This is a genomic window from Allobosea sp. FG18 (assembly GCF_057809495.1).
Genome location: NZ_JBMDKB010000019.1, coordinates 23,682 through 45,585, shown reverse-complemented (window position 1 = coordinate 45,585; position 21,904 = coordinate 23,682). Strand labels below are relative to the sequence as shown.

The following is a 21,904-nucleotide window of genomic DNA, read 5'->3' as shown; positions in this document are numbered from 1 at the left end:
ACCGTCACTGAGAACGTGAACCGCGCGAAACGAGGTTGCCGGGCTTAAGCCCCGGCTTCAGGGCTTCACCAGGGGAGACAAACGCCATGAGCATGGCATCGCAAGCATCGGGAACGAGGGCCACGCCCCGCCCGATGACCAAGGAGGAAAAGAAGGTCATTCTGGCCTCGTCGCTCGGCACGGTGTTCGAGTGGTACGACTTCTATCTATACGGCTCGCTCGCCGCGATGATCGGCGCGCATTTCTTCTCGGCCTTCGACCCCAACACCCGCGCGATCTTCGCGCTGCTGGCGTTTGCGGCGGGCTTCCTCGTCCGCCCGTTCGGCGCGCTGTTCTTCGGCCGCCTGGGTGACCTCATCGGCCGCAAGTACACCTTCCTCGTCACCATCGTGATCATGGGCGCCTCGACCTTCCTGGTCGGCCTCCTCCCCAGCTACGCCACGATCGGCTGGATCGCGCCGGTGGTCCTGATCGCCCTGCGCATGCTCCAGGGCCTGGCGCTCGGCGGCGAGTATGGCGGTGCGGCGGTCTATGTCGCCGAGCACGCCCCCGTCGGCCGTCGCGGCTTCTATACCTCGTGGATCCAGACCACGGCGACGCTCGGCCTGCTGCTCTCGCTGATCGTCATCCTCGGCATCCGCACCACCATGGGCGAGGCGGAGTTCGCCGCCTGGGGCTGGCGCATTCCCTTCCTCGCCTCGATCTTCCTGCTCGCGATCTCGGTCTGGATTCGCCTCCAGATGCAGGAATCGCCGGCCTTCAAGAAGATGAAGGAAGAGGGCACGGGCTCGAAGGCGCCGCTCTCGGAGGCGTTCGGCCAGTGGAAGAACGCCAAGATCGCGCTGCTCGCGCTGTTCGGCCTCACCGCCGGCCAGGCCGTCGTCTGGTACACCGGCCAGTTCTATGCGCTGTTCTTCATCCAGAGCATCCTCAAGGTCGATCTCTACTCGGCCAACGTGCTGATCGCCTGGTCGCTCATCCTCGGCACCGGCGGCTTCATCGTCTTCGGCGCGCTGTCGGACAAGATCGGCCGCAAGCCGATCATCCTGGCCGGCTGCCTGATAGCGGCGCTGACCTATTTCCCGCTGTTCGGCGCCCTCACCAAGGCCGCCAACCCGGGCCTCGCCGCTGCGCATGAGAACGTCAAGGTCCAGGTCGTCGCCGATCCCGCCACCTGCGGCTCGGTCTTCGATCCGGTCGGCGTGCGCACCTTCACCCAGCCCTGCGACATCGCCCGCCGCACGCTGGCGACCCAGGCGATCGTCTACACGCAGACCCCGGCCCCGGCCGGCACTCCCGCCAAGGTGACGGTCAACGGCAAGGATCTCGCGATCGACGCGACCTTCGCGGCGAACCTCTCCAAGGAAGCGGTTGCAGCCGGTTATCCGGCGGCGGGCGATGCCCGCATCGTCAAGACCGGCTTCGTCAACGCCCTGTTCAATGCGCAGTCGCTGACGATCATCGCGATCCTGACCGTGCTCGTCATCTATGTGACGATGGTCTACGGCCCGATCGCGGCCGCGCTGGTCGAGCTCTTCCCGACCCGCATCCGCTACACTGGCATGTCGCTGCCCTATCACATCGGCAACGGCTGGTTCGGCGGTCTCCTGCCCGCCACCTCCTTCGCGATGGTGGCCGGTACCGGCGACATCTACTACGGCCTCTGGTACCCGATCGTGATCGCGCTCATGACCTTCGTGATCGGCATGCTCTTCGTGCCGGAGACCAAGGATCGCGACATCATGACCTACGAGAACAACTGAGCCTCAACGGCCAGCATCGTCGAGGAGCCCCGCCTGGTCAGGCGGGGCTTTTCCTTTACCCAGGCCCGCCCGCCCGTTCCCGCCGTGCCCTGCCGTGTTATTCTGCCTGCCAAGGCCCGGCATTGAGCCAAAGCCTACCCGCACCAGCGGTGACGATGAGCCGCCGTCAGATGCTTCCGACAAACAGGCCGGGCCGGTCTCAGGGAGTGGCGCGATGACAACCTACATCATGCTTGCCAATTGGACCGATCAGGGCGCCCGCAACGTCAAGGCCTCGCCGAGCCGCCTCGATGCGGCGAAGCAGGCGCTCAAGGAAATGGGCGGAGACATCAAGACGTTCTTCATGACCATGGGTAAGTACGACATGGTGATCGTCTGCGAGGCGCCCGACGATGCGGTCCAGGCGCGATTCTGCCTGCAGCTCGCGATGATGGGCAACGTCCGTGCCGAGACCCTCAAGGCCTTTCCCGAGGCGGCCTATCGCGAGATCATCCGCTCCGTGAGCTGAAATGCCCGCCGGGCGACGCAGCCAGGCCGATACGCGAACAGTCCTCGTGACGCCATTGCCCGTGCATGCCGCACCATGGCCGCCTTGTGGCCATGGCCGAGGCGCTTGCTCTGGCGGCCATCGGCTGGTAACCGCTACGACATCGCCGCCGAGGAGAAGATCTCGTCGGCGGCCTTCTGGCCAACCAGCCAGCGGCGCCGGCGTAGCACAGCGGTAGTGCAGCGGTTTTGTAAACCGAAGGTCGGGAGTTCGATCCTCTCCGCCGGCACCATCTCCCTCCCCCACACCGGGTGGATGGCCCCTCCTCGGTTTCTGTTCAGGGCCCCGGCATGACGGGCAGTCCTGCGCGCGCGACCTGCTCCTACGGGGCAGGCTTCGCCGACGGCATCGAGATCACCTTGCCGTCGGGCATGATGATGTCGCCGGGCTTCTGGCCGGTCGCGCATTCGCCGAGACGCTTCGCCTCGACCACGAGCTTGCGCTCCACCGGAGCGGATTGTCCGGGCATGCCGCTGATCTTCGTCGTACCCTCGGTCCGGACGGTCGTCTGGAAATCGCCGGTGATGACGCTGGTGCCGGAAGCCTTGATCTGGCCGACAGTGCATTCCGTCTCGACGGCGTAGCCCGTGGCTGTCTTGGTCACCAGCATCTTCGAGCAGGCGCCGGCAGCCAGGCCTCCGACGGCCGACTGGTCGGTTCCTGGCCCAACGCATTGCTTGGCGGTGGTTTCACCATCATTGCCCGTCGATTTGGTTTCCCACAGCCCGGGCTTGCGCTCCGGCAGCTGCTGCTGTTGTGCCGCCACGGGCAGCGCGATGAGGGAGCCGAGCACGGCGATCAACGCTAGTTTCATGGACGGTGCCTTCCAGAATGAATCGGCTAGCGCCGAGACAAGACGGGCGCCAAGGCCAGAATGAGGCGGCGCCATGCGCCGAACCGCGCAGCGGCATCAAGGAACCGCCTTGACAGATCGACGGCTCCGGGAACGTTTGGCGAGCCGGACGGTTATGTGTCTGGCTCAGCTCGGGAGGCTTCCATGAAAGCCATCGTCCTCACGTTAGCCCTTCTGCTTCCCGCGGGAATCGCGGCGGCGCAAACGCGCCCCTCGACCGTTTCGAGGCCCTGCGCGGCGAGCCAGCGCGATGTCCAGGTCAACGGCGCGATCGTTCTCGGGACGGGCGGCTATACCTATGATCGCTTCGTGCGCGATCGCGGCTTCTGCTTGGTGAATCAAGGAACCGAGCCGGCCTTCGTGCCGAGTGCCGATACCCAGGCCTGTTTTGTCGGCTACCGCTGCAAAGACAAGATGAGGTTCGACGACTGAGATCGTCGCCGAGCGGAACCCCGCGCGCCGCGCCACGTTTCTTCGTGGGGCGAAACCCCGGTTGAATCCAGGGAGGTTCGCATGCGTCGCCTTCTTCTCGTCACGGCTTCCGTTACACCGCTGCTTCTGGCCACCGGCCTTTCGGCATCGGCCCAACCCCAATTCGGCGGCGCCGGCTTCCGGCATGGCGGCTTCCATGCGCGCGGCATCGGCATGAGGCCGTACGGGATGCGGCCGGCATTTCCCGCCTATCGACCACATATCCGCGCCGGCCGGTATGGCGGCGGCTGGGGCTGGCGTTACGCAGGACGTTATCCCTATCGCGGCTATCGTGGCAGCTATCCCTATTGGGGCGCAGCCACGGGCCTGGCTGCGGCAGCAACGCTCGGTGCGATCGCGACCTATCCGGCCTACCCCGTCTATCCCAGCTACCCCGTCTATCCGGCCTATGAGATGGTGCCGGCCGTGGACGGCGGAATGTGCGGCACGCCGGTCAAGACCTGCACGCTCTATGAGCCTGCACCGCTCGGAATCGGCTGCTCCTGCCGCGTGCCGGGCGGCCACGCCCGAGGCGTCGTCATCGGCCCTTGAGCTGTCTCGTCGGCCGCACGCCATTCCATGGCTGGCGGGCAGGCGCGATCATGGCTAGAAGTCGCAGCTCGCGATGCCGGCATGCCGCGCACCGACCCCTTCGCTGGACCGACGGACCGGAATGGACGACCGGACACAACTTCTTGCGCTCGCGGCCCGCTGCGAGGCTTCCAGCAAGCCTGATCGCGAGCTCGACGCCGATATCTACGAGGCACTGGGCTTCGTCGTCAGGCGCAAGCCGGCGCAGCTGGTCAACCGGCGCACGCCGGCCGGCGGCATCTACCAGCACGGCTCGTTCTGGAAGACGCTCGGCACCGTCAGCGCCGATATCGACATCGCCGTCTCGCTGTTGCGGCAGAAGGCGCCCGGCTGGAGCTGGAGCCTGCAATGCCTTGCGAACGAGGAGACCCTGGCCTTCCAGGCGCTCGTCGCAGACTGCTCCGGCCAGGGCGTCATGGGCTCGCTCGCGCTCTGCGCCGCGATGCTGCGCGCGCTGGCGCGGCGCGATCCGGCTGCCCCGGATTCCGGCCTCACGGAAACTTGACCTTCCGGCAAGCCCTTGCGGTTGAAAGCAGGATGACCGTCGCTAGTCTGCCTGCCACCCGAGGGGAGAACAGACCATGCAGGACATAGAATTCTCGCGCCGTGCCGCCCTTGTTGGCGCCGGCGCGCTCGTTGCGGCTGCGACACTCGATCTGCCCGGCGTCAGCCCGGCCCAGGCACAAGGAGTCCCCGTGAATCAGGCTCCCGGTTTCTATCGCTACAAGATCGGCGACATCACGCTGACTGCGATCAATGACGGCTTCGGCAGGCGCCCGCTCGAAGGCTTCGTTCGCAATGCCGAACTCGCCGACGTCAAGAAGGCGATGGAGCAGGCCTTCCTGCCGCAGGACGCGCTCAACATCACCTTCACCACGCTGGCAATCCAGCATGGCGGCAAGCTGACCCTGGTCGACACCGGCAACGGCGATTCCGGCGCGCCGACCTCCGGCACCTGGATGGCAAACTTCAAGGCCGCCGGCTTCGATCCGAAGGACGTCTCCAGCGTCGTCTTCAGCCATTTCCACGGCGACCATATCAACGGCTTCCGCCTGAAGGACGGCACGGCCGTATTCCCCAACGCCGAGGTGATGGTGCCGGCGGCCGAATGGGCCTTCTGGATGGACGACGCCAGGATGAATGCCGCCCCCGACGCCATGAAGGGCGCCTTCGCCGGCGTGCGCCGCGTCTTCGCACCCGTAGCCAAGGACGTGAAGCAGTTCGAGCCGGGCAAGGAGCTCCTGCCCGGCCTGACCCCGGTCGCGGCCCCCGGCCACACGCCCGGCCACACGGTCTTCGCGCTGAGCTCCGGCAACGGCAAGCTGATGATCATGTCGGACACGACCAACCATCCCGCCCTTTTCGTGCGCAATCCCGACTGGTCGGCCGTGTTCGACATGGACGGACCGCAGGCGGCAGCGACGCGGCGCAAGCTGCTCGACATGGTCTCGGCCGAGCGCATGCAGGTCGCCTTCTATCACGCGCCCTTCCCGGCAACGGGCCATATCGCCAAGGCCGGCAACGGCTTCGAGCTGGCGCCGGTGCAGTGGAGCACGGCGATCTGACCAGCCGTCCTGATTGTTTCGCATCGAGGCCGGGCATGTCGCCCGGCCTTTTTCTTGGACGTTCGGCCTCGCGGCCGGCGGTCCGGTCATGGTAAGCCTGCCCCGACACCGCAGGGCCTGCCGTTTCAGGACACGCTATGACCGAACGATTCGGCGCGATCTCCTTCGTCGCCAGCGACACTCCTGAAGCGCAGGCGGCGCTCGACAAGCTCGTCGAGCGCTACGGCAATGCCGATCCGGCCGCAGCCGATGTCGTGGTCGCGCTCGGCGGCGACGGGTTGATGCTGCAGACGCTCCATCGCTTCCTCGGCACCGGCAAGCCGATCTACGGCATGAACCGTGGCTCGGTCGGCTTCCTGATGAACGAGTTCAAGGAGCGCGGCCTGACCAAGCGGCTGGACGCAGCCCAGCGCAGCATCGTGCATCCGCTCTCTATGCAGGCCATCGACCGCAACGGCGCGACCGTGCAGGCCAAGGCGATCAACGAAGTCTCGCTGCTGCGTCGCTCCTATCAGGCCGCGAAGCTGCGCATCTCGGTCGATGGCCAGGTGCGCCTGTCCGAGCTCACCGCCGACGGCCTCCTGCTGGCGACTCCGGCCGGCTCGACTGCCTATAATCTCTCGGCCAACGGCCCGATCCTGCCGCTCGACGCGCCACTGCTCGCGCTGACGCCGATCTCGGCCTTCCGGCCGCGGCGCTGGCGCGGCGCCCTGCTGCCGGACCACGCCAAGGTCTTCATCGAGGTGCTGGAAGCCGACAAGCGCCCCGTCAGCGCCGTCGCCGATCACACCCAGATCGACGAGGTCAGCTCCGTCTCGATCGAGATCGATCGCAATGTCGATCTGGTCATGCTGCACGATCCCGGCCACAGCCTGGACGAGCGCATCCTGCGCGAGCAGTTCGGTTACTGAGGGCCGGGCTGTAAATGCAGCCCTCATCCTGAGGAGCCGCGGCACGCGGCGTCTCGAAGGATGATCCAGAGGTCTCGGGAGCCTCCTGAAGCATCCTTCGAGACGCGATCCTCACGGATCGCTCCTCAGGATGAGGGCTCGCAGGATATCGCCAAACCGGCTTCTGCGGCTGTTTCGGCCGCTCAGGCCGCGTCGCGCAGATCGCTCTCGGCGAGTTCGATCAGGAAGGACGGATCCGCCTCGACCAGCAGCGCGAGCGCGGCATCGTCGGCCAGAGAATCCGCCAGGCTGCGCGCCTCCTCGCGGGCAGCCTCCGCATCCATGCGGCGCAACAGGCCCATCAGCCCGTCGACCTCCGGTCCTTCCAGCCGCTCGCAGGCGATCAGCACCGCGCGCAGAAGCCCGCGGTCGATGCCGTTACTGGCCCCGCCACGGTCGAAGCCGCGCGCATTGAGGGCAAGGATGGCGGCGGAAAAGGCCGGCTCCAGCGAAGCCGGCAGCCCGGCCTTGCGGCAGAGCGCCTTGAGTCCCGCGCCGCGCTTGTCGCGCAGCAAGGCCGCGACGCGCTCCTCCGGCAAGCCGGACAGCGAAACGAAAGCAGCCTCGGCCAAAGCCGGCTCGCCGCTGAGCAGGGAGCGCAGGATCAGCCCCGAGGTCAGCCGGCCGGTGACCCTGAGCACCTCGACGATGGCCGGCGCATCGCTCGCCTCGCCGCCGGCCGCGAGCGCGACCGCGACCCGTTCGGTCGATTCGCGCGCCAGCCGGGCGCTGCGTTCCGGCGTCAGCCAGCCGCAGCCCGTGATGAAGCTCGCCAATGTGTCGGAAACCCTGGCCGCGATCGTCTGCCGCAGGCCGCCCGGCAGATCGACGCGCTCGAGCAGCGCCTCGCGCAGCGCGCCGCTGTCGCCATGGCGCTCGATCATCCGTTCCAGTGAGAAGTCGGGAATTTCGGCGGTGCGGTTGCCCGCGAGCGTGACGAGCGCCTCCTCGCAGCCGACTTCGGCCAACGCCGCACAGACGCTGACCGGCAGGCAGCGGCGCATGGCGATGGCCTTCTGGGCGAGCATGTCGCCGACAGCGGCGGCATCGACCAGATCGGCCTCGGTCAACACCGGCGAATGTGCCAGGACCAGCGCTGCGACATCGCTCTGCTCGGCGATCAGGCAAAGCGCGAGATTGCGCGGCGTGCGCATCGAGGGCGCCATTTCCTCGGCGATCGCGCGGCGCACCAGCGGCGAGGGATCGTCGATCAGCGCCATCAGCGCGGTCTCGGCCTCATGGCGGTCCTCGTCGGACATGCCGGAACGCAGATAAGCTCCCGCCAGCGCGGCGGCCCCGCTTGCACGGGCCTCGGCAGGCGCGGTCCGGGCCCAAAGCAGGAAGCGCCGAACGATCATGTTCCGCTCCGCTGGATCATGAAGGAAGACAGGTCGAGCGGCCCGTTGCGGCGCTTGCCTGCCGGCTGTGCGGCCGCGAGGTCGGGCTGGGACAGGTCACTCGGGCGCGACGGCGGCAGTGGCGCGTTGACCGCCTTGGCCGGAGAACTGACGATCGATCCGCTCGCCGCGGGGCTCGCGTCGGACATCGTGCCTTCACTCTGCCCGCTGCGCGGGAAATAGCGTTCGCCGCCTTCGAGCGAAGCCATGCGCGTGCCGCCCCGAGGCGGTGTCGTCCAGAGATTGGCGACCGCCTTCGAGACGGGGTCGCGCGAGCCGCCGGTCGAGAACAGACCGACAAGTCCCTTGGCGCGCTCGGGCCGCAGCGCCGCCGCAATTTCGGCGACCGGAATCTCGTCCTGCCCCGCTTGCGCGTTCGGCGCCACCTTGGCGGCAACCTGCGTGCCGGCATGGCTGGCCGCCAGCACGCCATAGACCTCCTGCACGCTGCGCGCGCGGCCGGCCTTGTCGTAGAAGATGCCGCGGTTGGCGGCGGCGGCCTCCGGGAAATCCCGCGCCGCGACGCGGCTGGGATCGCTCGCGGCAGCGCGGATCAGATCGGAAGCGCCGCGCGCGCCGAGCACATGCGCCATATAGAGCTCGCCGGCCTGCGGCTGGCGGCCGAGGCTGCCAGCAAGCTGGTCGCGATTCTTCTGGGTCAGCGCGCCGGCCATCACGGCCGCGACCTGCGGATCGTTGCGCAATTGCAGAATCTTCTCGCGCGCAGCCGGGTCGGAGACGCTGAGGCGCCCGCCGCTCTCGGTGATCGCGTCGGCATATTGCGAGAGGCCCTGCTTCGGCCCCTCCTGCTTGACCATGGCGAGCCAGGTCTGCTCGATGAACTGGAAGAGCCCCGTGGCGCTCGATGTGCTCGCCTTGGCCGTCGGCTCCAGCGAGGATTCCCGCTGCGCCGTCTTGAGCAGATAGTCGAACCCCGCCCCCGTCCGCTCCGCACCCTGGCGGATGGCGCTGACGACCGGGTTCGCAGGCTGCGTTTCGCGGCTCTGGCTCTGCGGCGTGGTGAAGAGGAACATCGAGACCTTCGGTAGCGGCCCGCGCGCAATGCTCGGGCACGCTTAAGAAACTCCTCCATTATGGTAAGCGAACCGTTAAGATCGGCCCCGCACAGGGGCGCGCTCGCGCTTTCCGCTTTCCTCCCGACGGAGGTCCCTCTACGACTTCTGGTCCCGGCTCAGCAGCCGGCATGAAGAAGGCGGAGGCGTCTATGGCGGATGTGGTGCGTCACAAGCGTGGCGGGATCTATTTCGAGGATTTCCAGGTCGGCGCGGTCATCGAGCACGGCCTGACCCGCACCGTCACGCAGATGGACAACATGCTGTTCTCCAACATGACGTTGAACCCGCAACCCCTTCATATCGATGCGCATTTCTGTGCGACCGAGACCGAATGGGGCAAACCGCTGATGAACTCGCTGTTCACGCTCGGCCTGATGATCGGCATCTCCGTCAACGACACCACGGTCGGCACCACCATCGGCAATCTCGGCATGACCGACGTGCTCTTCCCGGCGCCGCTCTTCGAGGGCGATACGATCAACTGCGCCACCGAGATCGCGGCCAAGCGCGAGTCGCGCTCGCGGCCCGATGCCGGCATCGTCGAGTTCGTGCACAAGGCCTACAAGCAGGACGGCACCTTGGTCGCCCAGTGCCGCCGCCAGGCCTTCATGCGCAAGCGCCCGGCCCCCGAGACAGTCGCGGTCTGATCATGCGCTCGCTCCTGTTCGTGCCGGGCGACAGCCCGAAGAAGCAGCAGAAGGGCCTGGATTGCGGCGCCGATGCGCTGATCCTGGACCTTGAGGATTCTGTCGCGCTCGACGGCAAGCCGCAGGCGCGCGAGATCACCCGCGCCTTCCTCGAAGCCACCCGCGCCTTGCCGAAGCGCCCCCTGCTGATCGTCCGCATCAACGGCCTGACCACCGGCATGAGCGATGCCGATCTCGACGCGGTCATGCCGGGCGCGCCCGACGCGATCATGCTGCCGAAATCGGAAGGCGGTACCGATGTCGGCCATCTCGCAGCCAAGATCGCGGTGCGCGAGGCCGAATCCGACCTACCGGACGGCATGACGCGCATCCTTCCGATCGGCACAGAAACCGGCAAGGCCATCTTCGGGCTCGGCAGCTATAGCCGCTCCTCGCACCGCCTGATGGCGCTGACCTGGGGAGCGGAAGACCTCTCGGCCGATCTCGGCGCCGAAACCAACCGGCTGGAGGACGGCTCCTATGCCGATCCCTACCGCCTCGCGCGTGCGTTGACGCTCTTCGCGGCGACGGCGGCGCAGGTCGACGCGATCGACACCGTCTTCACCAATTTCCGCGACGATGCCGGCTTCCGGGCCGAATGCCTCGCCGCGCGCCGCGACGGCTTCACCGGCAAGATGGCGATCCATCCGGCGCAGGTGCCGATCATCAACGAGATCTTCGCGCCCTCGCCGGCGGCCCTCGCCAAGGCCCGGCAGATCATCGCGCTGTTCGAGGCCAATCCCGGCGCCGGCGTCATCGGGCTCGATGGCGAAATGCTGGATCGCCCCCATCTGATCAAGGCACAGCGGCTCGTCGCGCGAGCTCGCAAACTGGCTGAATGAACCGCCGGAGGCGATTCGAATGACTCAGGTTTTCGAGGTTTCAGGCATGCATTGCGGCGGCTGCGCCTCGCGCGTCCAGCGTGCCGCGACGGCATTGGCTCCCGGCGCGACCGTGACGCTCGACCCGCCGCGCCTCACCTTGCCGGACGGGGCCAAGCTCGATGCGGAGGCGATCAACAAGGCACTGGCAGAGCTCGGTGATTATCGCGCCAAGCCGTTGGCAGGTTGAAGTTGACCACTAACCCGCGACTTCTTCGTCATGGTCGGGCTTGTCCCGACCATCCACGTCTTCCCTCGTCGAAGATCGTGGTCAAGACGTGGATGCTCGCCACAAGGGCGAGCATGACGGTGTTTGACTGCCCTACCCACCGGCCGGACGGGTGATCGAGAACAGGCTCGTCACTTCGGCATAATCGGCATAGCCGCAGCGCGCGATCGGGTTGGCGCCGGCCGTGTCGAAGCGCCCGTCCTTGACGAAGGCGTCGTCGATGAAGATGCCGACGACCTGCCCCAACACCATCCAACGCGGCACGGCCTGCCCATCGATATCGTGCAACTGCTGCACCGAAAGCAGCTTGCATTCGAGCGCGGCCGGCGTGCCGGCGACGCGCGGCGGCTTGACGAAGCGCGACGGCGCCATTTCCAGCCCGGCATGCGCGTACTCGCTCTCGCCGCGCGGCAGCGGCGCCGAGGTCATGTTCATTGGCTGCGCCAGTGCCTTGGTCACCAGCGAGCAGGTGAACTCGCCGGTTTCCTCGACGAAGGCGACGGCGTCCTTCTTGTTCTCCGAGGAGAACATCACGATGTTCGGCCGCGACGAGATCGCGTTGAAGAAGCTGTAGGGCGAGAGATTGACCTCGCCCTTGGCGCTCAGCGCGGTGATCCAGCCGATCGGCCGCGGCGCGACGATCGCCTTGAACGGATCATGCGCGAAGCCGAGATCCGCCTTCGTGGCCGAATAGATCATCGCGTCAGGTCCCGTAATAGCTGACGATATCGGCCATCACCGGCCGGTCGCGATCGGTGATCGGCGCCGTCGGGGTGCCCAGGTGCACGAAGCCGGCCATCCGCTCGTCATCAGCCAGCCCGAAGGCGCTCAGCACCTGCCGGTCGAAGGAGAACCAGTTGGTCAGCCAGGAGCCGGCATAGCCCATGGCATAGGCGGCGACGAGCATGTTCATGCAGACCGCGCCGGCCGAAAGTTCCTGCTCCCAGAGCGGGATCTTGGCGTGCTCGCGTGCCCGCGAAACCACGGCGACGATGACCGGTGCGTGCAGCAGGCGCTTGCGCTCGAACTCGACCTGATCCTCGCTCGCCTGCGGGTTCTTCTCGCGGAAGATGCGCGCGACGGTTCCCGCCGCCTCCTCACGGGCTTCGCCCTTGAACACGATGAAGCGCCAGGGCGCGAGCTTGCCATGGTCGGGCACGCGCGCGGCGATGGCGAGCAATTCGTCGAGCTGGGCGCCGTCGGGGCCGGGAGCCGTGAGGAATTGGGGCGGCACGGAGCGACGCAGCTTGAGCAGCGAGAGCGTATCGGTCATGAAACATCCTGACAGTGGCTTTGGAATTGACCTATTCCTTCGCCATGATGAGGACAAGCGGGCCTGCTCATACATCGCTGCAGAGCCGCCGAGGACGAAAAGCATGCTTGAATTGGAGCATTTTCAAGCGAAGTGGACACCGGTTCGCGTGAAGAAAATGCGACAGACTAAAAAGGCGGAGGATTTTCGCGTTTCATGGAAACGCGAAAATGCTTCAAATGGTTTTGAAGCTGGCCGCCGCCTTGCCAGGGTCGTCTTCGCCATGGCCGTCCTGCTTGCGCCTGCCCTCGCCGGTGCCCAGGCTGTCGATCCCGGCCCCGGCGCCGATGCTCCGGCCCCCGCGCCGCTGCAAGGCCAGCCGGTTGCGCCGAACGGCCTGGCGCGCCTCTCCGTCTCCGCCCAGTTCGCCGCCGACCGCAAGCCGATCCGTTCCGGGCTGAACTGGCGGGTCCTCAGCGAAAGCGCTGACGGCACCTCGTCCCGGATCGTCGCGCGCTCCTCCGAGCCGGAGCCGGCCTTCTCGCTGCCATCAGGCAATTACGTCATCCATGCCGGCTATGGCTTCGCCAGCGGCACCAAGCGCGTCAGCCTCGGTCAGCAGGGCCTGCGCGATCAGGTTCAGATCAGCGCAGGCGCGCTCTCGCTCGCCGGCTCGATCGGCGATGCCCCGATCCCGGCTCCCCTGCTCTCCTTCTCGGTCTTCGTGCCCCTGCAGGGCAACTCCGAAGGCCGGTTGATCACCAGCGGCGCCAAGGCGGGCGAAATCATCCGCCTGCCGGAGGGCACCTATCACGTCGTCTCGACCTATGGCGATTCCAACGCGATCCAGCGTGCCGACGTCAAGGTCGAGACTGGCAAGGTCACGGATGCGACGCTGCATCATCGCGCCGCCAAGGTAACGCTGAAGCTCGTCGCCAGTGCCGGCGGCGAGGCCTTCGCCGGCACCGCCTTCAGCGTGCTGACGCCGGGCGGCGACGTGATCCGCGAGGCGATCGGCGCCTTCCCGCAGGTCATCCTGGCGGAAGGCGACTATGTCCTGATCGCCCGGCAGGAGGGGCAGGTCTACTCGCGCGACTTCAAGGTCGAGTCGGGCAGCGACCGCGATATCGAGGTTCTCGCAAAGTAAGCCGGCAGCCGCTTCGCACGCCCGTTGTCATTCCGGGGCGCGCCACAGGCGCGAACCCGGAACCCACGACTGGGTGGGACATCCGATACGCAGTTGCCAGCGGCTCACCCAGTCGTGGGTTCCGGGTTCTTCGCTACGCGAAGCCCCGGAATGACAAGGGCCGTCAATTCGTCGGCTTCGCGGCTCCGGCCGACTCGATCCTGACCGGACCGATCCCGGCGATAATCCCGTCGGCCAGCCGTAGCGCGAGGCAGCGATAACCGGCATCGACCAGATGCAGGCCATCCATGCCGACGAGCTCCTCCGGCGTAAACTGCCGGGAATTCGACCAGCCCTTCATCATCGCATAGCGCGGGAACAGCGAGATGCCCTGGTCCTGCGCCGTTTTCGTCAGCACCGCGCGGTAATCGTCGTAATGCGGATAGCGCCCTTCGCGCGGCAGCCAGGGCAGGTCCATCAGGATCATCTCGATCCCGGCGGTGCGGGCCTTGCTCACGCCCTTGCGCAGGATCTTGCCGAGCTTGTCCTCGCCGATATCGCGGATGGCATCGTTGATGACGGTCTGCCAGATCACGATGGCGGGCTTCTCGTCGATCACATCGGTCTGCATGCGCAGCAGCATGTCATAGGCCGACTGGCCGCCGACGCCCTTGTTGACGACGCGAACCTCGGCACCCGGCAGGCGCCGGCGCAACTCGGCCTGAAGGACGGCAGGATAGCTCTTGTCGTCGGCACTCGCGCCGGAGCCGGCCGTGGCCGAGGAGCCCAGCGCCACGATGGTCAGGCGGCCGCTTTCCTGAAGCGCCTTGCGGGCAAGGGGCAAGCTTGGCTGGAAGGCAGTCTTGGCCGCTTCCGTACGGCAGCGCGCATCGAGTGGCGGCGGCAGCGGCGCCGCGCTCGATACCGAATTCAGCGCGAGGAGAAGAAAGGCCGCGGCGACGGTGCGCCACGCGCCGGGGCAGACTCGGCGCTTGCGCCGCGTTTCGTGATCGAACGGTACCACGACAGGAAAATCCCTAACCCTGTCAGGATTGTAGCGCCACCGGCGCATATCAGCAACTGAACGCCCAGATCGAAGGATGTTTCCGCGAGCAGGATCTGCCCGATGATCGAGAGCACGATGCCCGCGCAGAAGACATGCAGCGAATTTTGCCCAGCATGCCCAAGGATGCGGCCGGGCGCGACCTTCGCCATGGCGCCTCCCGCCGGCAGCCAGCGGATCGCCAGCCAGGCCAGCGCGCCGATATGCAGGATGCGCGTCCAGGCGAGATTGGTCTTGTCCGAGCCGAGCTGCACGGAATCGAACCAGTCATTCAACGCTGCGATGCCGGTCGGGTTGCCGCTGGAGGTCTTCACCACCCAGGCGAAGACGATGAAGGCGAGCGCCGCGACATCGAGCCAGACCAGGCGCGGCGCGCGGATGCCAAGCTGCGCCGCCCGGCCGATGATGACGCCGAGGGTGAAGACGACCTGCCAGGCGAAGGGGTTGAAGAACCACACGCCCGCGCTGCCATTGGGCAGGTTGAGATCGAAGGCAATCGCCGCCTGCCAGATCGCCAGCGAGAAGCCGAGCGTCAGCAGCGGGCTCAGGCGTGCCGCGTAGTAGATCGCCGGGAAGAGCGCGAGCAGCACGATATAGAGCGGCAGGATATCGAGATAGGACGGCTGATAGGTCAGCGTCAGCGCGCCGATCAACGCCTCGACCGTGTCGCGGAAGAAGGGCTGGATGTTGATCGCCTCGATATAGAGCGGGTTCTGCGTCCGCGTCACCGCCGTGGCGACGACGCCGCAGACGATGATGAAGACCGCGAGATGCGCGATGTAGAGCGTCCAGAGCCGGGCGCCGAGCTTCAGCGCCGCGACCGGAAAACCGCGCTGTTCGATCAGCCCGCCATAGGCGAGCGTTGCCGAGACGCCGGCCAGCAAGACGAAGATATCGGCAGCATCCGAGAAGCCGAAATTATGCGGCGTATAGACTGAGACCACGTTCCCCGGCATGTGATTGATGAAGATGATCAGCAGGGCGAGCCCGCGGATCACATCGATCCGCGCATCCCGCCCCGGCGCGGACAGCACGGCGTCCACGGCCGGTCGGCCGAGAAGCAGGAAGCGCCTGAAGGAAGAATGGGAGGACATGGGGACCGCAGTCCTTCAGCAGGCCGGAAATCAGGATCGAAACGCCGACGGCCGATGCAGGTTCCCGGCTCACCACCCTCAAGATGAACGTTCGTTGTCGAATTCGTTCATCTGCCGTTCATATAACTCCTGAGGATTCGCGTCACGCGGCGTGTTGTCACAAGCGCGTGTGGCGGATCATGAGCGGCTTTGCGGCAGGGTTGAGACGAAGCGGCGCCGACACGGCTATGTGATGCCTCCTCCCTTCGGAGTCTGGCGCTCAATGACATTGCGCGGGTCATCCCGGGCTTGACCCAGGATCCATCCCGGAGCGCTCCCGATGAAGGTTCAGGCATGGATCCCGGATCTCCGCTTCGCTGCGTCCGGGATGACTCGCGCTTTTGAGAAGTCGCGGTGCGGCAGCGCAAGCCGCCTGTGCGCCTCAGTATGGTGGCTCGGCGTAGACCGGCTTGCCGTCGATCAGCAGGCGCTTGATGGCGGCCTCACCTGACGACGAGACGGCGGCGACGACCTCGATCCGGGCCTTGTCGGTGGTCTCGATCGCCTTGCCCTCGCCCTGCGGCACGAAATAGCTCTCGAGCCCGTAGGCGATGCGCAGGCGGTTACGCCGACCGCTGCAATCGAAGGAGCCGTCAGCCATGGTGGCGCAGGCCGAGTTCGCGGTGACGCGCCCGGCGATAACCACGACACCGTCACTGGCCTTCGGCCAATCGCGCGAAACGCCGGTCGCCTTGGCAAAGCCCTGTTCGTCCCGGCCGAGACTGACATAGACCCGCTCGCCGCGCTCAAACTCGGCCTTACCGGCGGCATCGGTCTCCACCGTGCTGATCGGATAGCTCAGCACGACGTAATCGCCACGGAACAGATCGCGCGGATCGACCGGCACGCTCCGCAGCCGGATCTCGGTGCCGCCCCGCAGGATGCGCGCCCGCTGCTCGACGAGCGCCAGCAGGACGAGCCCCAGCAGCAGCGCCGTCGCCAGCGCGCGCCAGACCAGCGGGACCTTGGCGACAAGGCTATCGGCCGAAAGCGCGCGCATCAGGCCGCTTCCTTCTCAGGCGGGTTGAGCCGGGCGAAGAGGCGCCGTGCGCCGGAAGCGATCGCCAGCAGCGCCGCGCCCGCGACGAGGAAGAACAGCGACTGGTCGAGCAGCGTGCCGATCGTCTGCCAGAGCAGGATCAGGATCGCGACGCCGAACAGCACCGAACCGGCCAGCACCAATCGTTGGATGCCGCCAACGGACCCGGCCACCACCAGCGCCGTCGCGGCCAGCAGCACGAGGCTCGCGACGATGATCTTGCCGGTCATCGCGGTGACGATGCCGGTCCAGAACACGGCGGGCACCAGCAATGCGAAGGCAAGCCCTGCCGTCAGCGGCCACGCAAAACGCCGCTCGCGAGCGAAGCCCGCCAGCACGGCGACGACAGGAATGGCGACGGCATAGGCCAGGAAGACGAAGCGGAAGGCGTGCCCGGCCCGCGCCTCGTCGCGATCGAGGATGCGGATCAGCTCCGTGTTCAGCACCAGCACCAGCCCAAGCAGGCCCCAGGGCAGGCAGGCCGTCAGGACCGAAGGCAGGCCCCGATCGAGCGCCAATGCGCCCAGCGCCACATAGAACACGGCGAGCGCCAACCCATAGGCCAGGAGCCCGTAGTCGAAGCGGTCGAAGAGCCCGTAGCCCGGCGCCATGGCGAGCCAGGAAGCCGCAGCGAGCACGACGAGGTGATGCACCAGCCGGTTGTCGCGCGACAGCGAGAGCCACAGGGCAGGCAGATAGAGGATGAAGAAGCCGAGATGGGCACCGCTGCGCGCCTCCTCCCAGCGCCCGCCGCTCCAGGCGCAGATCGCAATCAGTGCGATCGCCAGCGCGCCGTTCGAGCGCATCAGGACGGCAGCGATCAGGCCGCCAAGCGCGACCAGCAAGGCCCCGGCCGGCCAGTCCGCCGGCAGGTGGTACATCTGGCCGACCAGTGCCAAGCCCGCGCCGAAGATCAGCACGCCACAGGTCACGGCGGCGTCGGCGCCGCGTGGCGAGCCTTGGCGCTCCAGCCGGAAGGCATAGGCGATGCAGATCGCAATAGCAGCGAGGATCATGCCGAGCTTGACGAGGCGGGGGATATCCTCCCAGCCCGCCGCGACGAAGGCGGCGACGCTCGCCGCGATCAGCAGGCCGCCGAGCAGGCCGATAACGGCCGGCAGGCGGATGCCACCCTGCTCGCGTGCGACCGAACGCCGGATCGCGCCGGCATTCTCGGCGCTGAGCCAGCCCTCGGCGACCCAGCGGGGAAGATCGGCTTCGAGCCGCTTGCGATAGGAGCCTGTCAGCATCGCCGGCAATCTGCCACGGCAGGGCCGGGATTCGCTAGGGGAGAGCTAACACCGCTGTCATTCCGGGGCTTCGCGCAGCGAAGAACCCGGAACCCACGACTGGGTGAAACATCCGACGCTCAGTTACAGGCGGCTCACCCAGTCGTGGGTTCCGGGTTCGCGCCAAAAGGCGCGCCCCGGAATGACAACTGTACGGCGCTACTGCTCAGCCCGCCTTGACGGCCTTCCGGCGCGCCAGATCAGGCGCCAGCGCCTCCTGGCCGAGCGCCGCAAGCGCCTCGTCGAGCGTCATCACGGTCTGCGCCTGGCTGCCGAGACGGCGGACGGTCACGGTCTTCTCCTCGGCCTCGCGCTTGCCGACGGCGAGAATGACCGGCACCTTGGCCAGCGAGTGCTCGCGCACCTTGTACGAGATCTTCTCGTTGCGCAGGTCGGCACGCGCGCGCAGGCCGGCCCCCATCAGGGCCATCGTCACATCCTCGGCATAGGCGTCCGCCTCGGAGGTGATCGGGCAGACCACGATCTGCTCGGGCGCCAGCCAGAGCGGGAAATGCCCGGCATGGTGCTCGATCAGGATGCCGGTGAAGCGCTCCAGCGAGCCGCAAATGGCGCGGTGAACCATGACCGGCTGCTTCTTCTCGCCATCGACGCCGATATAGAAGGCGCCGAACCGCTCCGGCAGGTTGAAGTCGACCTGCGTCGTGCCGCACTGCCAGTCGCGGCCGATGGCGTCGCGCAGCACATACTCGAACTTCGGCCCGTAGAAGGCGCCCTCGCCCGGATTGATCTCGGTCTTGATCCGGTTGCCGGACTGCTGGGCGATCCGCTCCAGCACGCCGGTCATCACCTGCTCGGCATGGTCCCAGACCGCGTCGGAGCCGACGCGCTTCTCGGGCCGCGTCGAGAGCTTGATCACGAGTTCCTCGGTGAAGCCGAAATCCTCGTAGACCGACAGGATCAGGTCGTTGATCTTCAGGCATTCGGCCGCGAGCTGCTCTTCCGTGCAGAAGATATGCGCGTCATCCTGCGTGAAGCCGCGCACGCGCATCAGCCCATGCAGCGCGCCCGAGGGCTCGTAGCGATGGACATTGCCGAATTCGGCAAGCCGGATCGGCAGATCGCGGTAACTCTTCAGACCGTGCTTGAAGATCTGGACATGGCCCGGGCAGTTCATCGGCTTCAGCGCGAAGACGCGGTGATCTCGCTCGGCATCGGCCGGGTTCTCGAAGGCCGAGGCCGACTTCACCGCGAACATGTTGTCCTGGTACCAGCCCCAGTGGCCCGAGGTTTCCCAGAGCGACTTGTCGAGGATCTGCGGCGCATTCACCTCCTCATAGTCGGCGGCAAGGCGCCGGCGCATATAGGCGATGATCTCCTGGAACAGGCGCCAGCCCTTGGAGTGCCAGAACACGACGCCCGGCCCCTCCTCCTGGAAATGGAACAGGTCCATCTCCCGGCCGAGCTTGCGGTGGTCGCGCTTCTCCGCCTCCTCGAGCTGCTTGAGATAGGCGTCGAGCTCTTCCTGCTTCGCAAAGGCCGTGCCGTAGATGCGGGTCAGCATCGCGTTGTTGCTGTCACCGCGCCAATAGGCGCCGGCCGTCTTCATCAGCTTGAAGGCGTTGCCGACCTTGCCGACCGAGGTCATGTGCGGGCCGCGGCAGAGGTCGATCCAGTCGCCCTGCGCATACATCTTCAGCGTCTGGTCGGCGGGGATCGCATCGACCAGCTCGACCTTGTAGGCCTCGCCCTTGGCGGCGAAGAAATCCTTGGCCTTGTCGCGGCTCCAGACGTCCTTGGTGAAGGGTTTGTCGCGCGCGATGATCTCGCGCATCTTCTTCTCGATCGCCGGGAAGTCCTCCGGGGTGAAGGGCTCGTTGCGGGCGAAATCGTAGAAGAACCCGTTCTCGATCACCGGGCCGATCGTCACCTGCGTACCGGGAAACAGCTCCTGCACGGCCTCGGCGAGAACGTGGGCGGTGTCGTGCCGGATCAGTTCGAGCGCACGCGGGTCTTCCCGGTTCAGGAGCTCGATCTTGGCATCGGCAGTGATCGGGTCGGCGAGATCGACGACGGTGCCGTCGAGCGCCATCGCGACGGTGCGCTTCAGCAGGGAGGGAGAAATGCCCTTGGCGATCTCGACTCCGGTAATGCCGGAGGGGAATTCGCGCTTGGCGCCATCGGGAAATGTCAGGGAGATCGTCATGGATCGAGATCCTGCTCACTCGGGGATACAAGCCCCGTAAGACTAGGCCGGCTACGGATGTGAAGGGTGCGTTCCGCCGCCCGTGGCCGGTTCGGCGTCGGAATCGAAAGCCGCCGGCACGTTTGTCCCGCGCCAGCGGCCATAGGACCATGGCCTATACCAGGATGCGTGCGGCGGCAATTCCTCGCAGACGATATCGACGCCGCTCGTGCCCCAGGGGTTGCAGCGGCAGATTCGGGCGAAGCCGGCCCAGCCGCCGCGCCACAACCCGAACCGCAGGATCGCCTCGTCGGTATAGGCCGAGCAGCTCGGCCAGTGCCGACAATGCCGTCCGACCAGCATGGAAAGGCTCAGTTGATAGCCGCGAATGGCGAAATGTGCGGCTTTTCGGGGGAAAAGCGCGACGCTTCGCAGCAGCGAAAATCTTTGCTTAACAAAGAGACGCTGGAATAGATCGTCTGCTTCGTTTCGTTCAGCCACAATCAGAACCGCTTCCCTTGCTCGATACCGGAAACATGATGCGCGCCGCTCGCTTTCGCCAAGCCCTTGTTCGCCAGGCCTCCGTTCGCACCGCCCTCTTCGGTGCCGGACTGGCGCTGGGCCTCGGCCTCGCCATGCCGGCTTCGGCCCAGCAGCGGCCTTACCTGCTCTGGCTGGACGGCGCCAAGCTCGACATCGCCAAGATCATCGGCCTTCCGCCGGCGCAGAACAGCCCCGAGGGCAAGGCCGAGTTCGAGCAGGTCCAGCAGATCACCCTGAACCGGACGCCCGAGCGCGAGAAGGCGGCCATCGCCGACCAGCGCCTTGCGCTGGTCAATTTCCTGAACGGCATGGACACGGGCTATGTCGACGGCACCCATCGCGAGGTCCGGCTGCTCTTCCGCGAGGCCCAGGTCGAGCTCGGCATCCTCCTGAAGAGCGTCCACCGCCTGACCAGCCGCCAGCGCCCGTTCCAGCTCTGGGCGAAGGTCCGCGTCAAGCCCTGCCCCGGCGCGCGGCCGGAAGGCACCTCCTTCCCCTCCGGCCATGCCGCGACCGCTGCGCTCTATGCCGAACTCCTGAAGACCGCGGCGCCCGAGCTCGGCGACAAGCTGGAGCAGCGGGTGAAGAGCTATGGCGAGAGCCGCCTGATCTGCGGCTTCCACTATCCGAGCGACCTCGTCGCCGGCGACAAGGTCGGGCGCGCCGTCGCCAAGGCCCTCCTCGCCGACCAGGCCTTCAAGCTGCGTTTCGACGAGACCGTGCCGGAAATCCGCGTCGCCTTCGGCGTAAAGTGACGCCCTGACGAGACGGCTAGGCGGCAGCCTCTCGCCGCTTGGCCTCGATCTGGTCGATCGCATCGACCACCGCGTCGAAGGTCAGCATCGTCGAGGCATGGCGCGCCTTGAAGTCGCGCACCGGCACGAGCACGGCGAGATCGGCCCATTTGCCCTCGGGCGGCTCGGCATTGTCCTTCAGGATGGCACGGGCCTGCTCGCGCACCTCCCGCAATTCCGCCGCCGTCGAGCCGACGACATGGCGGGCCATGATCGAGGACGAGGCCTGCCCGAGCGCGCAGGCTTTCACCTCATGGCCGAAGCCGGTCACGACATCGCCTTCCATGGTGACATCGACTGTCACGGTCGAGCCGCATAGCTTCGAGTGCGCGCGCGCCGTCGCATCGGGCGAAGGCAGGCGCTGCAGCAGGGGGATGTTGGCGGCAAGCGAGAGGATGCGCTTGTTGTAGACGTCGTCCAGCATGGCTTGTTCTCTCGCCGGTCTGGAATGACCGGCACGCAGACCCAATATAGGGTTGATCGCCGCAAAACGGGAGGGCATGGGAACCTCTC

The 21,904-nt window shown here is 66.6% G+C and carries 24 protein-coding genes and 1 tRNA gene; 13 read left to right on the top strand and 12 right to left on the bottom strand.

The window, feature by feature from the left end; all coding sequences use genetic code 11:
* The first annotated feature begins 134 nt into the window (after nt 1-134).
* The 3 genes from ACODTJ_RS20285 (at nt 135) to ACODTJ_RS20275 (ending at nt 2,542) form a co-directional block, all read left to right on the top strand.
* Complete coding sequence (locus ACODTJ_RS20285; RefSeq protein ID WP_454656491.1) at nt 135-1,763, top strand: MFS transporter; 1,629 nt, start codon at nt 135-137, stop codon at nt 1,761-1,763.
* Between the two features lie 214 nt (nt 1,764-1,977).
* Nucleotides 1,978-2,271 (top strand): GYD domain-containing protein, encoded by a 294-nt coding sequence (locus tag ACODTJ_RS20280; RefSeq protein ID WP_454656490.1) that lies wholly within the window; start codon nt 1,978-1,980, stop codon nt 2,269-2,271.
* A gap of 196 nt (nt 2,272-2,467) precedes the next feature.
* Nucleotides 2,468-2,542, top strand: a tRNA-Thr gene (locus ACODTJ_RS20275).
* A 90-nt stretch (nt 2,543-2,632) separates the two neighbouring features.
* On the opposite strand, the gene ACODTJ_RS20270 is transcribed toward ACODTJ_RS20275, so the two are convergent.
* Nucleotides 2,633-3,124 carry a DUF3617 domain-containing protein gene (locus tag ACODTJ_RS20270; protein ID WP_454656489.1) on the bottom strand — a complete coding sequence of 164 codons (492 nt, stop codon included), beginning with the start codon at nt 3,122-3,124 and terminating at the stop codon, nt 2,633-2,635.
* Nucleotides 3,125-3,307: 183 nt separating this feature from the next.
* Between ACODTJ_RS20270 and ACODTJ_RS20265 the strand changes: the two genes are divergently transcribed.
* From ACODTJ_RS20265 to ACODTJ_RS20245, 5 genes are all read left to right on the top strand, one after another.
* Nucleotides 3,308-3,595 carry a hypothetical protein gene (locus tag ACODTJ_RS20265; RefSeq protein ID WP_454656488.1) on the top strand — a complete coding sequence of 96 codons (288 nt, stop codon included), beginning with the start codon at nt 3,308-3,310 and terminating at the stop codon, nt 3,593-3,595.
* A gap of 81 nt (nt 3,596-3,676) precedes the next feature.
* The gene (locus ACODTJ_RS20260) at nt 3,677-4,186 is read left to right on the top strand and encodes a hypothetical protein (protein WP_454656487.1); all 510 of its coding nucleotides are present in this window, start codon (nt 3,677-3,679) and stop codon (nt 4,184-4,186) included.
* Nucleotides 4,187-4,307: 121 nt separating this feature from the next.
* Nucleotides 4,308-4,730 carry a hypothetical protein gene (locus ACODTJ_RS20255; RefSeq protein ID WP_454656486.1) on the top strand — a complete coding sequence of 141 codons (423 nt, stop codon included), beginning with the start codon at nt 4,308-4,310 and terminating at the stop codon, nt 4,728-4,730.
* Between the two features lie 76 nt (nt 4,731-4,806).
* Nucleotides 4,807-5,790 carry an MBL fold metallo-hydrolase gene (locus ACODTJ_RS20250; RefSeq protein ID WP_454656485.1) on the top strand — a complete coding sequence of 328 codons (984 nt, stop codon included), beginning with the start codon at nt 4,807-4,809 and terminating at the stop codon, nt 5,788-5,790.
* 137 nt (nt 5,791-5,927) lie between these two features.
* On the top strand, nt 5,928-6,701 hold the full coding sequence (locus tag ACODTJ_RS20245; protein ID WP_454656484.1) for an NAD kinase: 774 nt from the start codon (nt 5,928-5,930) through the stop codon (nt 6,699-6,701).
* Nucleotides 6,702-6,883: 182 nt separating this feature from the next.
* Here ACODTJ_RS20245 and ACODTJ_RS20240 read toward each other — a convergent pair whose 3' ends face one another.
* Both ACODTJ_RS20240 and ACODTJ_RS20235 read right to left on the bottom strand, forming a co-directional pair.
* Complete coding sequence (locus ACODTJ_RS20240; RefSeq protein ID WP_454656483.1) at nt 6,884-8,098, bottom strand: DUF2336 domain-containing protein; 1,215 nt, start codon at nt 8,096-8,098, stop codon at nt 6,884-6,886.
* The gene (locus tag ACODTJ_RS20235) at nt 8,095-9,171 is read right to left on the bottom strand and encodes a lytic transglycosylase domain-containing protein (protein ID WP_454656482.1); all 1,077 of its coding nucleotides are present in this window, start codon (nt 9,169-9,171) and stop codon (nt 8,095-8,097) included. Before ACODTJ_RS20235 ends, ACODTJ_RS20240 begins: the two co-directional genes overlap by 4 nt.
* A 170-nt stretch (nt 9,172-9,341) precedes the next feature.
* On the opposite strand from ACODTJ_RS20235, the gene ACODTJ_RS20230 reads away from it, so the two are divergent.
* Genes ACODTJ_RS20230 through ACODTJ_RS20220 form a run of 3 tightly spaced genes read left to right on the top strand, consistent with a single transcriptional unit; the run spans nt 9,342 to nt 10,970 of the window.
* The gene (locus tag ACODTJ_RS20230) at nt 9,342-9,860 is read left to right on the top strand and encodes a MaoC family dehydratase (RefSeq protein ID WP_454656481.1); all 519 of its coding nucleotides are present in this window, start codon (nt 9,342-9,344) and stop codon (nt 9,858-9,860) included.
* 2 nt (nt 9,861-9,862) lie between these two features.
* Nucleotides 9,863-10,741, top strand: a complete 879-nt coding sequence (locus ACODTJ_RS20225; RefSeq protein ID WP_454656480.1) for an HpcH/HpaI aldolase/citrate lyase family protein — start codon at nt 9,863-9,865, stop codon at nt 10,739-10,741.
* Nucleotides 10,742-10,760: 19 nt separating this feature from the next.
* Nucleotides 10,761-10,970, top strand: a complete 210-nt coding sequence (locus tag ACODTJ_RS20220; RefSeq protein ID WP_454656479.1) for a heavy-metal-associated domain-containing protein — start codon at nt 10,761-10,763, stop codon at nt 10,968-10,970.
* Between the two features lie 132 nt (nt 10,971-11,102).
* Here ACODTJ_RS20220 and ACODTJ_RS20215 read toward each other — a convergent pair whose 3' ends face one another.
* Entirely contained in the window at nt 11,103-11,708 is a 606-nt protein-coding gene (locus ACODTJ_RS20215; RefSeq protein ID WP_454656478.1) for a flavin reductase family protein, read from the bottom strand.
* Between the two features lie 4 nt (nt 11,709-11,712).
* The gene (locus tag ACODTJ_RS20210; protein ID WP_454656477.1) at nt 11,713-12,282 is read right to left on the bottom strand and encodes a nitroreductase family protein; all 570 of its coding nucleotides are present in this window, start codon (nt 12,280-12,282) and stop codon (nt 11,713-11,715) included.
* Nucleotides 12,283-12,544: 262 nt separating this feature from the next.
* Here ACODTJ_RS20210 and ACODTJ_RS20205 point away from each other — a divergent pair, with 262 nt between their 5' ends.
* Nucleotides 12,545-13,408 (top strand): hypothetical protein, encoded by an 864-nt coding sequence (locus ACODTJ_RS20205; protein ID WP_454656476.1) that lies wholly within the window; start codon nt 12,545-12,547, stop codon nt 13,406-13,408.
* A 163-nt stretch (nt 13,409-13,571) separates the two neighbouring features.
* Here ACODTJ_RS20205 and ACODTJ_RS20200 read toward each other — a convergent pair whose 3' ends face one another.
* The 6 genes from ACODTJ_RS20200 to yidD all read right to left on the bottom strand — a co-directional run bounded on the left by ACODTJ_RS20200 (nt 13,572) and on the right by yidD (nt 20,489).
* Complete coding sequence (locus ACODTJ_RS20200; RefSeq protein ID WP_454656475.1) at nt 13,572-14,411, bottom strand: SGNH/GDSL hydrolase family protein; 840 nt, start codon at nt 14,409-14,411, stop codon at nt 13,572-13,574.
* Nucleotides 14,318-15,544, bottom strand: coding sequence for an OpgC family protein (locus ACODTJ_RS20195; protein WP_454656474.1), 1,227 nt, complete (start codon nt 15,542-15,544; stop codon nt 14,318-14,320). Before ACODTJ_RS20195 ends, ACODTJ_RS20200 begins: the two co-directional genes overlap by 94 nt.
* A gap of 421 nt (nt 15,545-15,965) precedes the next feature.
* Nucleotides 15,966-16,583: a GDYXXLXY domain-containing protein gene (locus tag ACODTJ_RS20190; protein WP_454656473.1), complete on the bottom strand. Its 618-nt coding sequence runs from the start codon at nt 16,581-16,583 to the stop codon at nt 15,966-15,968.
* Nucleotides 16,583-17,872, bottom strand: coding sequence for a DUF2157 domain-containing protein (locus ACODTJ_RS20185; protein WP_454656472.1), 1,290 nt, complete (start codon nt 17,870-17,872; stop codon nt 16,583-16,585). Before ACODTJ_RS20185 ends, ACODTJ_RS20190 begins: the two co-directional genes overlap by 1 nt.
* A gap of 205 nt (nt 17,873-18,077) precedes the next feature.
* Complete coding sequence (thrS, locus tag ACODTJ_RS20180) at nt 18,078-20,075, bottom strand: threonine--tRNA ligase (RefSeq protein ID WP_488849740.1); 1,998 nt, start codon at nt 20,073-20,075, stop codon at nt 18,078-18,080.
* Between the two features lie 51 nt (nt 20,076-20,126).
* Nucleotides 20,127-20,489 carry a membrane protein insertion efficiency factor YidD gene (gene yidD / locus ACODTJ_RS20175; protein WP_454658977.1) on the bottom strand — a complete coding sequence of 121 codons (363 nt, stop codon included), beginning with the start codon at nt 20,487-20,489 and terminating at the stop codon, nt 20,127-20,129.
* A 101-nt stretch (nt 20,490-20,590) separates the two neighbouring features.
* Here yidD and ACODTJ_RS20170 point away from each other — a divergent pair, with 101 nt between their 5' ends.
* Nucleotides 20,591-21,352 carry a phosphatase PAP2 family protein gene (locus tag ACODTJ_RS20170; RefSeq protein ID WP_454656470.1) on the top strand — a complete coding sequence of 254 codons (762 nt, stop codon included), beginning with the start codon at nt 20,591-20,593 and terminating at the stop codon, nt 21,350-21,352.
* A 16-nt stretch (nt 21,353-21,368) separates the two neighbouring features.
* On the opposite strand, the gene ACODTJ_RS20165 is transcribed toward ACODTJ_RS20170, so the two are convergent.
* On the bottom strand, nt 21,369-21,815 hold the full coding sequence (locus tag ACODTJ_RS20165) for an iron-sulfur cluster assembly scaffold protein (RefSeq protein ID WP_061967062.1): 447 nt from the start codon (nt 21,813-21,815) through the stop codon (nt 21,369-21,371).
* Nucleotides 21,816-21,904: the final 89 nt, after the last annotated feature.

Coding starts and splice junctions, on each gene's coding strand:
- ACODTJ_RS20285 (WP_454656491.1), top strand. CDS start 135: ATGACCAAGGAGGAAAAGAAGGTCATTCTGGCCTCGTCGCTCGGCACG.
- ACODTJ_RS20280 (WP_454656490.1), top strand. CDS start 1,978: ATGACAACCTACATCATGCTTGCCAATTGGACCGATCAGGGCGCCCGC.
- ACODTJ_RS20270 (WP_454656489.1), bottom strand. CDS start 3,124: ATGAAACTAGCGTTGATCGCCGTGCTCGGCTCCCTCATCGCGCTGCCC.
- ACODTJ_RS20265 (WP_454656488.1), top strand. CDS start 3,308: ATGAAAGCCATCGTCCTCACGTTAGCCCTTCTGCTTCCCGCGGGAATC.
- ACODTJ_RS20260 (WP_454656487.1), top strand. CDS start 3,677: ATGCGTCGCCTTCTTCTCGTCACGGCTTCCGTTACACCGCTGCTTCTG.
- ACODTJ_RS20255 (WP_454656486.1), top strand. CDS start 4,308: ATGGACGACCGGACACAACTTCTTGCGCTCGCGGCCCGCTGCGAGGCT.
- ACODTJ_RS20250 (WP_454656485.1), top strand. CDS start 4,807: ATGCAGGACATAGAATTCTCGCGCCGTGCCGCCCTTGTTGGCGCCGGC.
- ACODTJ_RS20245 (WP_454656484.1), top strand. CDS start 5,928: ATGACCGAACGATTCGGCGCGATCTCCTTCGTCGCCAGCGACACTCCT.
- ACODTJ_RS20240 (WP_454656483.1), bottom strand. CDS start 8,098: ATGATCGTTCGGCGCTTCCTGCTTTGGGCCCGGACCGCGCCTGCCGAG.
- ACODTJ_RS20235 (WP_454656482.1), bottom strand. CDS start 9,171: ATGTTCCTCTTCACCACGCCGCAGAGCCAGAGCCGCGAAACGCAGCCT.
- ACODTJ_RS20230 (WP_454656481.1), top strand. CDS start 9,342: ATGAAGAAGGCGGAGGCGTCTATGGCGGATGTGGTGCGTCACAAGCGT.
- ACODTJ_RS20225 (WP_454656480.1), top strand. CDS start 9,863: ATGCGCTCGCTCCTGTTCGTGCCGGGCGACAGCCCGAAGAAGCAGCAG.
- ACODTJ_RS20220 (WP_454656479.1), top strand. CDS start 10,761: ATGACTCAGGTTTTCGAGGTTTCAGGCATGCATTGCGGCGGCTGCGCC.
- ACODTJ_RS20215 (WP_454656478.1), bottom strand. CDS start 11,708: ATGATCTATTCGGCCACGAAGGCGGATCTCGGCTTCGCGCATGATCCG.
- ACODTJ_RS20210 (WP_454656477.1), bottom strand. CDS start 12,282: ATGACCGATACGCTCTCGCTGCTCAAGCTGCGTCGCTCCGTGCCGCCC.
- ACODTJ_RS20205 (WP_454656476.1), top strand. CDS start 12,545: ATGGCCGTCCTGCTTGCGCCTGCCCTCGCCGGTGCCCAGGCTGTCGAT.
- ACODTJ_RS20195 (WP_454656474.1), bottom strand. CDS start 15,544: ATGTCCTCCCATTCTTCCTTCAGGCGCTTCCTGCTTCTCGGCCGACCG.
- ACODTJ_RS20190 (WP_454656473.1), bottom strand. CDS start 16,583: ATGCGCGCGCTTTCGGCCGATAGCCTTGTCGCCAAGGTCCCGCTGGTC.
- ACODTJ_RS20185 (WP_454656472.1), bottom strand. CDS start 17,872: ATGCTGACAGGCTCCTATCGCAAGCGGCTCGAAGCCGATCTTCCCCGC.
- thrS (WP_488849740.1), bottom strand. CDS start 20,075: ATGACGATCTCCCTGACATTTCCCGATGGCGCCAAGCGCGAATTCCCC.
- ACODTJ_RS20170 (WP_454656470.1), top strand. CDS start 20,591: ATGATGCGCGCCGCTCGCTTTCGCCAAGCCCTTGTTCGCCAGGCCTCC.
- ACODTJ_RS20165 (WP_061967062.1), bottom strand. CDS start 21,815: ATGCTGGACGACGTCTACAACAAGCGCATCCTCTCGCTTGCCGCCAAC.